This is a genomic window from Bacillus sp. es.034 (assembly GCF_002563655.1).
In the GTDB taxonomy this organism is placed as follows: Bacteria; Bacillota; Bacilli; order Bacillales; family Bacillaceae_B; genus Rossellomorea.
The window spans coordinates 1648431-1663656 of the sequence record NZ_PDIY01000001.1; the positions used below are offsets into that span (position 1 = coordinate 1648431).

The following is a 15226-nucleotide window of genomic DNA, read 5'->3' on the forward strand; positions in this document are numbered from 1 at the left end:
CCCTCGCTTCTTTTTTTGTGCCCATTCACAACCAACGAACAATCACAATTAAATGGCAGCAATCCACCTGCCCGAGCTTTTCATCAAAGACGAGGCGGACTCCATCGGGATTGAACGATACAACCGGCTGTACCCTTGTACCGACGGTTTGAAGTAGTTTATGTACTTCAGGTACGTTCGATTGCTGTGCTGCGTTCATAAATTTCGAGGAGAATTCTTTGGATGTGTTGATTTTTTGAAGCACCTTTTGGGCATCTCCCAGTAAGTTTAACGTTTTACCTGCCGAAGACATGAATGTTTTGGTTTCGACAGGAGGGTAGTTCCGATGATAGGAGGGAATAGATTGTACCCTCGGGTGGATCGGTGAATAGGGGCGTTGAACAGGTGGATAAAAAGGGTGGTACCGATACATAACAGAAAACCCCTTTCATTAAAAATGCTCTAAGGATATGTATGAATCTGTTCAGCGGATTATTCATATATGTAAGGCGGGACAGATAGGCCAGGGAAAATAGAGGATTTTCACACACTTTCTCGAAAAGATAGTAGAGAAGACTATGATATGGGGGAATTCATGTGAATACAGAGAACACATTGATCAGTGCGTTAGGGATTGAATTTGTAGAACTTGGAAAGGGAAAGGTCATTGCGACGATGCCGGTGAATGAACAGACGAGACAGCCGTTCGGCTTCCTTCATGGCGGGGCTTCTGTGGCACTGGCAGAAACGGTTGCGAGTGTAGGGGCGGTACAGTTGATCGATCTGGACAAAGAAATATGCTTCGGCCTTGAAATCAACGCGAATCATATTAAAGCGAAGCGTGAAGGGATCGTCACTGCGACGGGAACGGTCATGCATCAGGGCAGGACCACCATGGTATGGGACATTAAGCTTACAGATGAGGACGATCAATTGATCTGTGTATCGCGCTGCACGATGGCAGTGGTACCGAAACGCTGATACGTACACACCGAAATGTTTAATCAGTGAAAAAATGGGAAATCAACTACTAACCAATACATTAGGAGGCCAATACAAATGAGTTGGACAAAAAATGATTACCCTGATTCACTGAAGAACCTTCCTGCAGACGTACGGAACAAAGCCATTGAGATCGCCAATGCCCTTTTGGATGAAGGATATGAAGAGGGAAGGGCGATTGCCATCGCCACTGACCGTGCCCATCAGTCTGAAGAGGGAGGCGCATCGGATAAGACCGAATATCTCGTCACGCCTCATGACGACGGCTGGCAGTTAAAGAAGGCTGACGGAAAGAGGGCCATCCTGGTTGAGAGCACAAAGGACAAACTTCTATCGAAGGCGAAAGATTATGTGACGGATCATTCCGGGACACTGGTTGTGCATAAACAGGATGGAAGCGTTGAAGATCACTTGTATCAGCGCTAGGAAATAGAAAAAGGCTTGACCCTTCATAAAGTGGGGTCAAGCCTTTTTTGTTCCTCATTGACTGTTCTGACGCTCATATTGTTCTTTATCCTTTAAGTCATCCCGTACACTTTTGTCCCAAAGTTTGACGCCGGTATTATAGGCGGCTCGTGAAATGAGGTGGCCGGAAACCGGCGCTGTGACAAAGATGAAGACGATGGCCAGGATCAGTCTTGAATTGAAGTGACCATGCTCCAGATAAAAGTAAAGAAATGTGGCGAGCAGGATCGACATGACCCCGAGCGTCGCACTTTTCGATGCAGCATGATTTCTCGTATATACATCAGGAAGTCTCAATACGCCGAAAGCCGTGACCAGGCTGAGAAAACCTCCAATGACTAAAAAGAATCCGATGAAAAATCTAATGATCTCGCTCACGTTCGATGATCTCCCCTTTCTCCAGGAACTTTGAAAAGGCGACGGTTCCGATGAAAGCAAGGATCCCGAGAAGCAGGATCACTTCTAGAAAAGCGTACGTATCGAGCATCATCGAAACGAGTGCAATGATGGCGATCAGATTGATCCCGATTGCATCGAGTGCCACTACCCGATCAGGGATCGTGGGACCTTTCACCACTCGGTAAACGAGGCCGAGCATGGATATGGAGACGCATAATAACGTAATTTGAAAGACCAGATGTAACATTAGCGGCTCACCTCCATGATGGCTTTTTCAAAAGAATCCTTTATTTCATTGATGGCTTCATCCACATCCGGCATATCGATGGCATGAACATAAAGAATCTTCTTGTCGTAAGACACGTCCATGACCAGCGTACCGGGTGTCAAGGTGATCAGATTCGCCAAGAGTGTGATCTCCCAATCGGTCTTTAATTCTGTCGGTAAAGCGAAGATGCCCGGCTGGAAGTCCAACTTCGGTTTCAACACCGTTTTTAAAACCGAGATGTTTGCCAGGATCAGTTCCTTAAGGAATAGGAAGAATAAACTGATCACGGCAGCCACCCGTAATAAATAAAACCGTGAGTTGAAAAATCTTCTGAATGCAAAGATAACAAGCAATCCTAGTAAAAAGCCAATAAAGAATGACTGAGAAGTAAAGGATACCGAAAGAAACATCCAGACAAAGGCCAGGAAAAAGTTTAATAATATTTGAAAAGCCATTCTACATTACTCCTTTAACACTGCGTCTATATAGAGATTCGGATTCACCAGTACTTCGGTTGCTTGTGAAAAGAGTGGACGCATCGCTTCTGCACCAAGGCCGTAAACTACAGCGAGCACGACGAGTACAGCAGACGTCATCCATAAGTAACGGGCGTCTCCCTTTGACACTCCGTTATATTCCTTCGGGGTTCCCCATATGCCATTCAGGAAGATCTTAATGACAGAGTAGAGCACCAACAGACTGGATGCGAGGACGACTCCTGCCCCTACATAGGCTCCTGCCGAAAAACTTCCCCGTACGATCAAGAATTTCCCGATAAAACCGCTTAAAGGCGGGATGCCTGCAAGGGAGAATGCGGCAACAAGGAATGTCCACCCGAGCCAAGGATAGTCCTTGATCAATCCGCCCATTTTTCTCAGGTTTGCCGTGCCGGTGATGGCAATCATGACACCCACCAGAAGGAATAATGCGGCTTTGATGATCATGTCATGAACCAGGTAATAAATCGCACCCTCCAGTGCTTCAGGATTCATCGTCGATACTCCGAACAAAATCACACCGACAGCAATGACAATGTTATAGATTATGATCTTTTTAACATCCCAATAGGCAATGGCGCCGATACAGCCGAGCACCATGGTAAGGATGGCCAATATACCCAGGATCTCATGGGTAAATCCGGTATCGTGATAGAAAAATAACGTGTATGTCCGGATAATCGAATAAACACCGACCTTCGTAAGCAGGGCTCCGAACAGAGCGAGCACCGGGGTCGGCGGAGCATAGTAAGAGCCGGGCAGCCAGAAGTACAACGGAAAGATTGCACCTTTAAGCCCAAAGACCAATAGGAACAGGATGGCGATGCTCGTGATGATGCCAGGCTGTTCCACTTCGGCAATTTTCCTCGAAATATCCGCCATATTCAACGTTCCAACGACTGAATACAAGTATGCAACGGTAATGACGAATAGTGCGGAGGAGATGACATTCACGAGAATGTATTTGATTCCTTCACGCAGCTGCGCCTTCTGCCCGCCGAGGACCAGCAGAACATAAGAGCTCATGAGCATGACTTCGAAAAAGACGAATAGGTTGAAGATATCGCCTGTCGTGAAGGCCCCGTTCACTCCAACCAATAGAAACTGAACGACCGGATAATAGTAGAATCGCTCCCTGTCCACTCCAATTGACTTAAACGAGTAGAGAAGTACGATAAAGGTTATGATACTGGTCGTAGTGACCAGTAAGGCAGAGAGCATGTCGGAAACGAGGGTGATCCCAAAAGGAGCCTCCCAGCTTCCGAGGTTCACCGTCTGAATTCCATCCTGGTGAACCGTATTGATGAGTACGAGGGATGCTGCTACGGTGGCAAGTGTAGACAGGGCTGAAATCCCTCGCTGCAATTTCACATATTTGCTGATGAACATTAAGATAATCGCCGTGAATAACGGGATTAGAATCGGTAGTATTAATAAGTTAGTCATTTCCTTCGTTACCTCTCATCTGATCCATATTATCCGTGCCAAGCTCCTGATAAGCCCGATAAGCGAGAACGAGGAAGAAAGCAGTCACTCCAAAGCTGATCACGATTGCCGTCAGGATCAATGCCTGGGGCAGGGGATCAACATAGTCTTTAGCGTGTTCCCCGAGAAGCGGGGCAGCTCCCCCTTTAAGACCACTCACGGAAAGGATCAATAAATGGGCACCGTGGCTTAACAGGGCTGTCCCGATGATGATTCGGAGCAAGCTCTTGGATAACATTAAGTACACGGCGCTTGTAAATAGGATTCCGACGACGACGGCCATGAGGATCTCCATTATTCGCTCACCCCAATCGTTTGAATGATGGTCATGGTGACCCCGATGACCACCAGATACACCCCTGTATCAAAGAGAACCGCTGTATGGAGCGATGTCTTCCCTAACAGGGGAAGGTAGAAATAATCATACGCGTGGGTGAGGAAAGGAACATCGAATAATAAAGCCCCCGCACCCGTGGCCACTGAAAAGAACAGTCCGATCGCCGTGATGATCTTGTAATCCACCGGTAGGATGGTGGCGACGGTCTTGATGTCATAGGCGAGTAACAGTAACACAATGGCCCCCGACGTCATCAAGCCTCCGATGAATCCTCCCCCCGGGGTATAGTGACCCGAGAAGAAAAGTCGCAACGAGAACAGGATGATGATGAATGCGACCACATTGGTGACGGTCTGCAGGATGACATCATTTGTTTTTACTTTTGTTTTCATCCTTCATCCCTCCTTGTAAGGCGCAATTTAATCATGGAGAATATGCCAAGTGCCGCAATGGCCAAGACGCAAATTTCAAACATTGTATCAAATCCACGGAAGTCTACGAGGATGACGTTGACCATGTTTTCCCCGCCGGCTTTATCATGGGTATTTTCAATATAGTACTTCGAAATGGACTTAAACATTTTCGAACTGTAGGAAGAGATGGCAAATAATGAGACAACCACTCCGACCCCGATCGAAATGAGCGCATTCCCGAGTTTAAACCGCATGCGTTCTTCATGTCTGCTTAATTTAGGCAGGTGATAGAAGCAAAGCAGGAAGAGGGCCACCGACACGGTTTCAATGACAAGCTGTGTCAGGGCCAGGTCCGGGGCGCGGAAAAGCACAAAGAATAGTGAAACGGTATAACCTGCAGCTCCAAGTGAAATGATGGACGTCAGTCGTGATTTCGCAAACAGGATGGTGACTGAACTGACGACAAGGAGAAGCGCAATGGCAATCTCATAGACCCCGACTGGGGCAACTTCTTCCAAATTGATGGAGAACGCCCCATTGAACCACATCGCAAACAATGATATGGCAATCAAGAAGGAGAAGATGTACACCAGATACGTACGGATAAAGCCTGTCATATAACCACTTGTAAAGTTATGGGCGCCACGCTCACTCTTGATGAGACCTCCATCATAGAAAGAATTCAATGTGAAGCGCTCGGGGATCCATTTGTACACCTTTTTCCATGAAGGAAGGAGGAGATACAACAGGATACCGAATAGGATGACACCGAATGTCATAAATAGCTCAGGTGTAAATCCATGCCAGAATGAAATTTCCGTTTCGACTGCATATCCATCCTGGATCAGGCTTGGCGTGATTGCTTCCACTGCCGGCGCGATGATCCGTTCTGACAGGATATTCGGGAAGAAACCGAAGATGACCACGAGGGAAGCCAGGATGATCGGTGAGATCAACATTCCAAGAGGGGCTTCATGCGGTTTCTTTTCGAGCTTCTCCGGCTGATGCTTCCCGGTGAAGGTCTTGAAGACCAGGATCATGCTGTAAATAAACGTGAACACACTTCCTACCCAGGCAAGGAGCGGGAAGATCATGCCGAATGTATCCAGGTTGAACATATCCATTTCAAGGACCCTGACCATTCCAGTAAAGAACATCTCCTTGGAAAGGAATCCGTTGAACGGAGGGAGTCCGGCCATGGAGAATGCACCAATGACGGCGATGGTGAACGTGATGGGCATGAAGTTCATCAGCCCGCCAAGTTTTCGGATATCCCGGGTACCCGTTTCATGATCAATGATCCCGACGACCATGAATAAACTTCCCTTGAAGGTCGCATGGTTGATCAAATGGAATACGGCGGCAAGTGTTGCCACCATATAAATGTTATCATCAAGCTCTGTGTAATGAAGAGCCGCCGCCCCCACTCCCAACAGGGACATGATGAGGCCCAGCTGACTGACGGTGGAAAAGGCGAGGATCCCTTTTAAATCCGTTTGTTTCACGGCGTTGAAAGAACCCCAGAATAAAGTAAAAATCCCTACGCCACCAACGAGCCACAGCCAAACGCTTGATTCTGCGAATATCGGGCTCAAGCGGGCGACAAGATAAATACCTGCTTTTACCATCGTGGCAGAGTGCAGATAGGCACTGACCGGTGTAGGTGCTTCCATGGCATCTGGCAGCCAGATGTGGAATGGGAACTGAGCGGATTTCGTGAAAGCTCCCAATAGTACCAGAAGCATGGCTGGCAGGAAAAACGCCTGTGTCATAAGCTGATCAGCTTGTCCGACTAATTCCCTGATGCTGAAAGTCCCGCCCATGAGATAGAGGAGCAGGAATCCTCCAAGCATGCTGAGTCCCCCAAATACTGTGATGAGCATGGATTTCAGTGCTCCATACCTGGAACGCTCCCGGTGATACCAGTACCCGATCAATAAGAATGATGAAATGGAAGTGAATTCCCAGAACATATACAGGACGATCAGGTTGTCGGAAAGAACAACACCCAACATCGCTCCCATGAACATCATTAAGTACACATAAAAATTATGTAATTGCTCCTTCTTCTTATCTAAGTAATAAATGGAGTAAAGGACAACCAGTGACCCGATCCCCGTGATGAGCATGGCAAACAGCAATCCAAGGCCATCTACGTAAGCGGTGAAGTTGATCCCGAATGAAGGCATCCACTCCAAGGTTTCCTTGACGGTATCCCCATTCCTCGTTATGGAGATGAACTGAAAAAAGTACGTGAATAAAGCTGCCGGCAACAATAGTACAAACCAGCCGGTATGTACATTCCGAAATGCTTTATAAAGGAATGGAATAAGTATCGCAAATAAAAAAGGCGATACAATTGCCCAATGTAATAAAGTCATTTAAAACCCCCCTCTTATCTTAATCGTTTATTCTCAACATGGTCTCATGTCGACCTTATTCATTATTCGGCAACATTCTTCCTTACTCGACCAGAAGCTGAACCCTAAAGAGCATTATAACGTAAAAAATAAATGCTTGCATTACTCAGCAACCCATTCATATCACAACTTTCAAGAAGTATTAAATATGAAGATACGTGGAAATGCACGTAGAAAAATTTGTTGGATTTTATCCTCGAATCCTGACACATCCAGAATAGTTTCGGTCAAATTGGAGAATCCTATCCATAAGGTGGTGAAGTTATGAAAAAGAAAACAGTAGCGGTTACGACCATATTTTTTGCTTTTTTTGGCTTAGCGTGGATAGTGGAAACCGAGGATCGATTCAATCGGGGGTTCATTGAGACCGAAGACCCCACGAGTATGAATATCAAACCGGTTCAATATGGTGAAACGGAAGAAGTGGAAGAGGAATTGACGAAAGAACCCGCACGCGGGAGACAACCATTTGGATCGAGGGAATATATCAGAGTGGTACCACATTCTCATTCCCTTCAATGAAACGGCCCTTTCTTCCGTAACAGAAAGGGCGTTTTTTTGTTTGTGGGTGACAAGGATAGATAGGCATATTGTCATTGTTCCTTCTGTTTCTATACCCTTTTCAAGATCTCCATAAACGATTATGATGAGAGTGGATGAAGAATCGTTATGGGAGAGTTTTGAGTGAAAAATACATACTTAACAAGTTATTTACCCCTTTTTTCGATACTATTGTTTAGTCTCACGTTCTCCGTTTACGGAGTGGGAGTCTTCGTGGACGTATTTAAAAAAATCGGTGTCTACCCGGGCATGAGGGAGTTTTTATCCGATATACAGCTTAAACTTGCCATTTTGATCCTGTTAATGGTCGCTTTTTTCATGGTGTTCGCGGCTTTAAAACTGATTGCTGAGACCATCAATGGAGTATCCATGCTGTTTTTTGCCACGGATTCGGATGGGCAGTTGTATAATCTTGTCCGTACAGGATCGATGATTTACTTCATCGGGGGCTTAGTGTCTGTGGTGAGTCTTAAGTCCTTTATAGGGCTTTTCATCATTTTTGCCCTTAGCTCACTCGCTTATTTTATCTACTTTGTGTATAAAATAAGTCCGTCCCTCTCGAAATGGGGGATCTTCGGAGTGGTGAGTCTGCAGGTATTCTCATGGTCTTCGTTATTTTTGACGATCTTTTTTGTTTTTTTGAAGCTATATAACGGAGTAATGGCAAGTCTGCCGATTATGTCGAAGGTGAAATTATAATAGAAAAAGCGTCTTCAGCATGAGCTGCAGACGCTTTTTTTTATGTGAGGTCATTCCATGATTTCCTGCCACACTTTGTGGCTTGGACGCTTTCGTTCGATCTCACTCATATCACGGGGAATATCATGGCCTACCCAAACCCCTGTCGTAAGGGTGTCGGTCAATCCCATCACCCAGTAGTCATGATAGTTATTGGTCGTGCCGGTTTTGATTCCTACATATGGTTTGGAGACATACGCGGGTCTTCCGGTTCCGGCTGTCGCCCCTTCATTGAGCATTTTTCTCATTTTAGCAGTGGTATCTGCTGACCAGACTTTCTTCGGATCCTTTTTCCATTGATAAAGAATCTTCCCGTGACTGTCACTGACGGAAAGGATGGCATGACTCTTCTGATAATGGCCGTCAATAAAAGAAGTATAGGCATCCGTCAATTCCAGCGGACTCATTCCATAAGTGAAGCCGCCAATGGAAGAGGCGAAGGTTTTATCTTCTTTTGTCACCCTTTCAAAGGAAAAAGGCGAGATGGATTGGAAGGCTTTTTCTATGCCGACTTTTTCCATGAGACGAAGCGCCGAGCCGTTATAGGATTGTGCCAGGGATTGCTTCAATGTGACCGTACCCGGCTGGATTCCTCCATAGTTGATCGGACAATACTTGCCGACACAGTATTGATTGGCATTGACTTGGTCATTGATCCCGGCCTTGAATTTCTCTATATATGGACCGTACACGAGCAGCGGTTTAATCACCGAACCGGGCTGCCTGAAGGCTTGAAACGCATGATTGAAATTATATTTCTGGTAGTCCCTGCCCCCGGATAGGGCGACAATCATTCTTGATTTGTTGTCGATGGTGACGGTGGCTCCCTGTAAGTCTTCATTCAGCTGATTATTCAAAGCCCGGACACTTTTTTGTTGAAGGGCGGGCTGCAACGCCGTTTGTATCCTGACGCCTGACGAAATCACGTCTTGAAATCGTTCTTCGAGCTTCCCCTCAATCCGATTCTTTTCCTCTTCTGAAGCGGCGTTTTTAAGTTCCAGCTTATATCCTTCGTTTAGAGCAATCAGTTCCTTCAGCTCGTTCTCCACATAAAAGGCATAGTCTGGATAGAGGTCGGTCTTCTTGCGGACATTCAGGGTGATCGGCATTTTCTTTACTTTCTCCGCTTCATCCTTCGATAATTTTGACGTGCTCACAAGAATATCAAGCAGTCGCTCCTGACGAACCTTCGTTTGATCGAAATGGTCAACGGGATCATATTTACCCGGATTATTAGGTATCGAAGCGATGAACGCCATCTCCGCCTGGTTAAGATCGGTGACACTTTTTTGAAAATAGTATTGGGAGGCTGTTTCAATCCCATATACTCCATTACTGAAGTAAATGACGTTCATATATAATTCAAGTATTTCATCCTTTGACAAGGATTGTTCAATTTCATGGGCATAAAACAACTCTGTCAGTTTACGATTATAGGTTTTCTCCTGCCCAAGATAAAGGTTTCGGGCGAGCTGTTGGGTAATGGTGCTCCCGCCCTGCTGGATATGGGTGAACACCAGGTTTTTCACGACAGCCCGGAGGATTGCGCCAGCATCGAAACCGACGTGTTCGTAAAAGTGCTGATCTTCAGATGCGACCAGAATATCCTTTAGGAATGGAGGGATCTTCTCGTCCGGCACATAGAGGCGGTAAGGCCGGTTCACCTCTGAGAAGACCTTACCGTCGACGTCAAGAAGTAAGCTTGTACGATTCAGGTCGATGGAATCGGTACTCACGGCATGCTCCAATTCCTGTTGAAAGCTTTGTACCTTGTTCCATTCACCCGTCGCAAAAAATAACGTGGTGAAAAAGATGAGCATAAAACTAATCACCGTTATATAACCTGCAAAAACTCTCATATTTCACTCTACTTTTCTAGTAATCTTTCACATGACTTGGGGTTTCAGAATGATGTATACTCCACCATAATAATCCAAATGCCCCCAAGAATAAAGCACCTGTTACATAAAAAACGGAAGAAATGCCAATATATCCGGAAACGACGCCTCCAAAGACAGGGCCGATTACATTACCAAGAAACCGGAAGCTCTGATTATATCCAAGGACTTCCCCCTGCATACTCAAAGGAGCTTCCTGACGGATGTATGCCGTGACACATGGAATCATGCCGCCAATCGCAATTCCGAACAGAAAACGGAAAAGGACAAGCTGCCATAGCTCGACAGCCAGGGCCTGTGGAACGATGAAGATAGATGCGAGAACGAGAAGGATGGATAGAACCTTTTCGTACCCGATATCGTCTCCAAGCTTCCCCCATCGCCTGGTTGCGATCAAATTCCCGAATCCTGTAGCAGAAAAGGCGATTCCTGCTAAGAATGCCAGATTACTAGAAGAAGTGAGTTCATCAACATACAAGGCGAGAAGTGGCTGTATGCTGAAGTTAGCCACTTGAATCAGGCAGGAAAGGATAAGGACTGTCACGAGTAATTTATGACTGAAGATATGCTGCAGCACTTCTTTACTCGAGTATTTGTTTCGTTGATCCCGTTGTTCCCTGCTTCTTTGTTCATCGATGCCAAAAAGTACGACGGTCGCAGCAGTGGCGATGGCGATGGAAGTGAAGATGAACGTGTAGGAAAATCCCACATTGTCTGCCAACAGTCCTCCGATCACCGGCCCGAATAAGCCGCCTGATACGGTTCCCATCTGTAGGGTGCCGAGTGTCCTTCCCGCTTCTTCCTTAGGTGTCTGGGAGGAAATGAGGGCCATCGATGTAGGGATGAACCCCGTCACTGCACCCATGATTCCCCGCAGGATGAAAAGTCCCCCGACGGAATGCATAAACCCCATTAAAAAGATGGATGTTGCAATCCCGTATCCCGTGATGAGGAGAATCGGCTTATATCCAAAACGATCACCGATCCGACCCCACAGGGGAGATATGAAGAACGCCGTTAAAAATGTAACTCCAAAGACAAAACCTGACCAGCGCTGTACATATTCGTGACTGTAAGTGCCAAAGGTTTCAATGTAGAGGGATAAAAAGGGCAGCACCATTGTTGCACTGGCCGCCACCAGAAAATTGGCCATGAGCATGATGGTTAGATTCTTTCTTTTTTGTGAAATGATTAACACCTTCTATATGAATTTTTATTTCGTATACCTAAATATTCATTTTATTAAAGATTTGGATCATAGTCCACTGAATAACATTTATTCGCATGGAATACCGGGAATTAGTCATAATTTCTGGGCTCATCATGATATAATGTAAGAATAAGAAGTATGGAGAAATGCTGCGCATCGCACAATTCTCCTTTCTGATGGAGCAATGAAAATCGGATTATCCTGAAAACATTCTTTATTATAGATGAATTGGGGTCTTATCTACATTTTGAGGAGGGAGTTTACGTGGCGAAAGCGGAGCAGCTTGTGTTTATAGATTTTGAGTTTTCTATGCCGGAACGACATAGGGTCCCCAAAGGTTTCTTCCCTGAAATCATCGAAGCCGGGGTAGTGGTGGTGGAGTATGGGAAAGTGTCAGATACGTTTTCCTCTTATGTGAAACCGACTGCATTTCCCAAACTGACCAACCGCTGCAAACGATTTTTATCCATCAGCCAGAATGAAGTGGATTCAGGGATATCGTTCCAATGTCTGATCGATTATTTTAGAGGGTTGAATGACAGGGGAGTCGCGAAGGTAGTGACGTGGGGAAACATGGATATGAAGGTACTGCGCGATAACTGCGCGCAGTCGGGCGTACCATTTCCTTTCCAAGCTCAATTCGTCGATCTGTCCATGGAATATAAACGCTTCTTCGGTGATCAGAACCAGACGGGACTATGGAAGGCAGTTCAGGAGTATGGAAGGGAAGGCGTCGGAAAGCACCATAAAGCGTTGGATGACGCCCTCACCACCCAGCACATCTACAACCTGGTCGAAAAAGACAAAAAATACCTCGATAAAGCCGAACCCACCACCATCGGTGACCGGATCGACCTCTCCAAATTCTACAATCAGCTTGCATAAAAAGACGGGGACGGACCTCCAAATGAAGGTCCGTCCCCCGTCTTTTATTAAAATGTAAGGTTATACATCAGTTCGTATTCCCTTTGAATGGACTTCAGTGTTTCAAGACTCTTTTGTGCGTGTGGGGAACCGTCTTTTTCAAGTTCTTCCTTCAACGTTAAGTATGACTCGATAAGTGTTTCATTGTAATCGGGGATGTCCCCGTCATAAGGCTTGACCATTTTCTCCGGCATATTGGCACGCTCGCCGTGGGCAAGGGCTTTCCGTTCATGAAACAAGGGTACATCCACAGCCTGCGGATTGTGCAGGTCGCCTTGCCGGGGGTGCTTTAGGACAGCCTGGATCTTCACGACAAAGGCACCAGGTCGTTCTCCTGTGACCTCCCCTACATATTTTCCCGTTTTATAAAAAGCTGTGACATAATCACCAATTTGGATGTTTTTCATAAAAACCCTCCTCTAATACATCAATCTCTATTATAATGTAAGCAGTATGGAACTGAGAAATAACTACTATAAAGGTAACATGTGGAGGTACATATATGAAGCGTTTAATGATCGTTACCCTCTGTTTACTGGGTTTAGTTCTTGCCTCATGTGGACAAACAGAAAAGGGAGATACCACTGAAGAAAAGCCTAAAGCATCCGAGAAGCAGAAAACGACAGAAGAATCCAAAGGAGATGAAGATATGACTTATCCTCAGCTGACAACAGAAGTTGCTGAAAACGAAAAATTAGTTGAAATGAAAACATCCATGGGAACCATCAAGATCAAGTTATTCCCGGAACAGGCTCCTAAAACCGTGGAGAACTTCATTAAACACAGTAAAGACGGTTATTACGATGGCTTGAAATTCCACCGGGTCATTAAAGACTTCATGATTCAGGGTGGAGACCCAAATGGAAACGGAACGGGTGGAGAAAGCATCTACGGAGAATCATTCGAAGATGAATTTTCACCGGAATTATTCAATCTGCGCGGTGCCCTTTCGATGGCGAATAGAGGCCCTGACAAGAATGGAAGTCAATTCTTCATAGTTCAGAAAAGTGACTTCGACCCACAAATGGAAGACCAGATGAAATCTGCCGGTTTCCCTGAGCAAATCATCAATGCTTATAAGGAGAATGGCGGAACACCTTGGCTTGACCAAAAGCATACCGTGTTTGGACAAGTAGTCGAAGGGATGGACATCGTGGATAAGATTGCAAACGTAGAAGCGGATGAAAACGGCCTTCCGAAAGAAGATATCATAATTGAAAACATCAAGGTTCTAAAATAAAAGCTTAAAAACGAGGTTGGGACAATAGTGTTTTAACCAAAGAAAACGCCGAACGATTATTCGAAATTCTGTGAAGGAAAACGAATTCGTTTGGTTTTTTTTGTTTTTTAAAGCATATTATAGGTATTTCATTGATTCTAGCTGTTGATTGGAGTGCAAGACGAAGACTCCTACGGGAAAAGCGGAGAGATGAGACCCCGCAGGAGCGCCAGCGACGAGGAGGCTCAGCCGAACGCCCGAGGAAAGCGAAGTCTTGCACGGAAATCAACAGCGGTGCTAAAAGTGATTCTTAACAACATTTAGGTATTGTTCGTTTTTAGAGAGAATGTAGATAGTTATGTCCCAGCCCCTATTTTTGGAGAGAAAAAAAGAGTATTTCCTCGGAAATTGTCGCGAGGACGTTCAATAAATCGTTAAAAAGCTGACGATTTGAAGTTGGTTTGTCCTTAGGAGAGTTGTTATAATGGAAAAAGAGTTTGTTTTTTGAAAGGAGCGTACCATGCTTTCTTCATTTATATTAAATTTATTTCTCTATTTTCCCGAAGATAAGACAGAATATATCCCAGCCGGCATTACGATGGCCATTTTCATGATTGCTGCCCTATTCACATTCCGGATCATCCAGAAAGCTTCAAAACGTGAAGAATTGAAAACAAAGAAAATGGAAGAAGAAGCAAGGGTTCAGAAGAGAACAGAATAGAAAATGTAAACACGCCTCCTGAGCGTGTTTTTTTCGTTCTGAGGGATATCCTCCATACAGCAGCACTTCAAAGGAATAGGAATAATTTTCACCATGGGAGTCAACAATGGTGAAAGAGTATGAAGAGATGGAGGAAGAGGAATATGAAAAAATTATCCCTATTATATATGGTCATGATCACACTCCTTGCAAGCGGATGTGCCATTGAAAACCCGAAAAAGCTGGAAGTGGAAATGAAAAATGAGAACGGTGATTCACTGGGGAATGCCACCCTTCAGGAGCAATCTGACGGAGTGGAAGTCGCATTGGATCTCGAAGGACTTCCACCGGGGGAGCACGGAATCCATATACATGAAAAAGGAGTATGCAAGCGGCCGGATTTCGTATCGTCAGGTAATCACTTCAATCCTGATGACACGAAGCACGGACTGCTTCATCCTGAAGGGGCCCACGGCGGGGACCTGCCCAACCTCATCGTAGGGGAGGACGGAACGGTGAAGGTGAAGCTCATGGCACCGATGGTTACGTTATCCAAGGGGAAGACGTCCCTTTTTACTAAAGAAGGGACGTCTCTCATCATTGATGAAAACAAAGACGACGGAATGACACAACCTTCGGGGGATTCCGGTAAACGCATTGCCTGTGGCGAGATCAAAAGTGACAAGAAATAACCGTTAAAAAAATGTACCA

19 protein-coding genes are annotated in these 15226 nt (G+C 45.5%); 8 read left to right on the forward strand and 11 right to left on the reverse strand.

What is annotated here, in order from left to right:
• Window positions 1-25 precede the first annotated feature (25 nt).
• Window positions 26-412, reverse strand: a complete 387-nt coding sequence (locus ATG71_RS08290) for a YuzC family spore coat inner layer protein (protein ID WP_098439202.1) — start codon at window positions 410-412, stop codon at window positions 26-28.
• Window positions 413-576: 164 nt separating this feature from the next.
• Here ATG71_RS08290 and ATG71_RS08295 point away from each other — a divergent pair, with 164 nt between their 5' ends.
• Together ATG71_RS08295 and ATG71_RS08300 are read left to right on the forward strand one after the other, a co-directional pair.
• On the forward strand, window positions 577-960 hold the full coding sequence (locus ATG71_RS08295; protein ID WP_034763794.1) for a PaaI family thioesterase: 384 nt from the start codon (window positions 577-579) through the stop codon (window positions 958-960).
• 78 nt (window positions 961-1038) lie between these two features.
• Window positions 1039-1407: a DUF2188 domain-containing protein gene (locus ATG71_RS08300; RefSeq protein ID WP_098439203.1), complete on the forward strand. Its 369-nt coding sequence runs from the start codon at window positions 1039-1041 to the stop codon at window positions 1405-1407.
• Between the two features lie 54 nt (window positions 1408-1461).
• On the opposite strand, the gene mnhG is transcribed toward ATG71_RS08300, so the two are convergent.
• The 7 genes from mnhG to ATG71_RS08335 are packed head-to-tail and all read right to left on the reverse strand — an operon-like array spanning window position 1462 to window position 7226.
• Window positions 1462-1824, reverse strand: coding sequence for a monovalent cation/H(+) antiporter subunit G (gene mnhG, locus ATG71_RS08305; protein ID WP_098439204.1), 363 nt, complete (start codon window positions 1822-1824; stop codon window positions 1462-1464).
• On the reverse strand, window positions 1808-2092 hold the full coding sequence (locus tag ATG71_RS08310) for a Na(+)/H(+) antiporter subunit F1 (protein WP_098439205.1): 285 nt from the start codon (window positions 2090-2092) through the stop codon (window positions 1808-1810). Before ATG71_RS08310 ends, mnhG begins: the two co-directional genes overlap by 17 nt.
• Window positions 2092-2568, reverse strand: a complete 477-nt coding sequence (locus ATG71_RS08315) for a Na+/H+ antiporter subunit E (RefSeq protein WP_034763805.1) — start codon at window positions 2566-2568, stop codon at window positions 2092-2094. Before ATG71_RS08315 ends, ATG71_RS08310 begins: the two co-directional genes overlap by 1 nt.
• A 6-nt stretch (window positions 2569-2574) precedes the next feature.
• Window positions 2575-4056 carry a Na+/H+ antiporter subunit D gene (locus ATG71_RS08320; protein ID WP_098439206.1) on the reverse strand — a complete coding sequence of 494 codons (1482 nt, stop codon included), beginning with the start codon at window positions 4054-4056 and terminating at the stop codon, window positions 2575-2577.
• Window positions 4049-4390 (reverse strand): Na(+)/H(+) antiporter subunit C, encoded by a 342-nt coding sequence (locus ATG71_RS08325; RefSeq protein ID WP_098439207.1) that lies wholly within the window; start codon window positions 4388-4390, stop codon window positions 4049-4051. Before ATG71_RS08325 ends, ATG71_RS08320 begins: the two co-directional genes overlap by 8 nt.
• Window positions 4390-4824, reverse strand: a complete 435-nt coding sequence (locus ATG71_RS08330; protein ID WP_098439208.1) for a Na(+)/H(+) antiporter subunit B — start codon at window positions 4822-4824, stop codon at window positions 4390-4392. The genes ATG71_RS08325 and ATG71_RS08330 overlap by 1 nt, the downstream gene beginning before the upstream one ends.
• Window positions 4821-7226 carry a Na+/H+ antiporter subunit A gene (locus ATG71_RS08335; protein WP_142953464.1) on the reverse strand — a complete coding sequence of 802 codons (2406 nt, stop codon included), beginning with the start codon at window positions 7224-7226 and terminating at the stop codon, window positions 4821-4823. Before ATG71_RS08335 ends, ATG71_RS08330 begins: the two co-directional genes overlap by 4 nt.
• Window positions 7227-7529: 303 nt before the next feature.
• On the opposite strand from ATG71_RS08335, the gene ATG71_RS08340 reads away from it, so the two are divergent.
• Both ATG71_RS08340 and ATG71_RS08345 read left to right on the forward strand, forming a co-directional pair.
• Complete coding sequence (locus ATG71_RS08340) at window positions 7530-7787, forward strand: hypothetical protein (RefSeq protein ID WP_098439209.1); 258 nt, start codon at window positions 7530-7532, stop codon at window positions 7785-7787.
• Between the two features lie 162 nt (window positions 7788-7949).
• A complete protein-coding gene (locus tag ATG71_RS08345) occupies window positions 7950-8525 on the forward strand; it encodes a DUF5366 family protein (RefSeq protein WP_034763820.1) in 576 nt (191 codons plus the stop codon).
• A 50-nt stretch (window positions 8526-8575) separates the two neighbouring features.
• On the opposite strand, the gene ATG71_RS08350 is transcribed toward ATG71_RS08345, so the two are convergent.
• The gene (locus tag ATG71_RS08350; RefSeq protein WP_098439210.1) at window positions 8576-10423 is read right to left on the reverse strand and encodes a transglycosylase domain-containing protein; all 1848 of its coding nucleotides are present in this window, start codon (window positions 10421-10423) and stop codon (window positions 8576-8578) included.
• 16 nt (window positions 10424-10439) lie between these two features.
• Window positions 10440-11651 carry an MFS transporter gene (locus tag ATG71_RS08355; RefSeq protein WP_098441764.1) on the reverse strand — a complete coding sequence of 404 codons (1212 nt, stop codon included), beginning with the start codon at window positions 11649-11651 and terminating at the stop codon, window positions 10440-10442.
• 285 nt (window positions 11652-11936) lie between these two features.
• On the opposite strand from ATG71_RS08355, the gene kapD reads away from it, so the two are divergent.
• The gene (kapD, locus tag ATG71_RS08360; RefSeq protein WP_098439211.1) at window positions 11937-12557 is read left to right on the forward strand and encodes a 3'-5' exonuclease KapD; all 621 of its coding nucleotides are present in this window, start codon (window positions 11937-11939) and stop codon (window positions 12555-12557) included.
• A gap of 47 nt (window positions 12558-12604) precedes the next feature.
• Here kapD and kapB read toward each other — a convergent pair whose 3' ends face one another.
• Complete coding sequence (gene kapB / locus ATG71_RS08365) at window positions 12605-13003, reverse strand: kinase-associated lipoprotein KapB (protein WP_098439212.1); 399 nt, start codon at window positions 13001-13003, stop codon at window positions 12605-12607.
• 242 nt (window positions 13004-13245) lie between these two features.
• Here kapB and ATG71_RS08370 point away from each other — a divergent pair, with 242 nt between their 5' ends.
• The 3 genes from ATG71_RS08370 to ATG71_RS08380 all read left to right on the forward strand — a co-directional run bounded on the left by ATG71_RS08370 (window position 13246) and on the right by ATG71_RS08380 (window position 15207).
• Window positions 13246-13836 carry a peptidylprolyl isomerase gene (locus ATG71_RS08370; protein WP_483295333.1) on the forward strand — a complete coding sequence of 197 codons (591 nt, stop codon included), beginning with the start codon at window positions 13246-13248 and terminating at the stop codon, window positions 13834-13836.
• Between the two features lie 499 nt (window positions 13837-14335).
• Window positions 14336-14536: a hypothetical protein gene (locus tag ATG71_RS08375; RefSeq protein WP_079533557.1), complete on the forward strand. Its 201-nt coding sequence runs from the start codon at window positions 14336-14338 to the stop codon at window positions 14534-14536.
• A gap of 143 nt (window positions 14537-14679) precedes the next feature.
• Window positions 14680-15207, forward strand: a complete 528-nt coding sequence (locus ATG71_RS08380) for a superoxide dismutase family protein (protein ID WP_079533555.1) — start codon at window positions 14680-14682, stop codon at window positions 15205-15207.
• The last annotated feature ends 19 nt before the right edge of the window (window positions 15208-15226 follow it).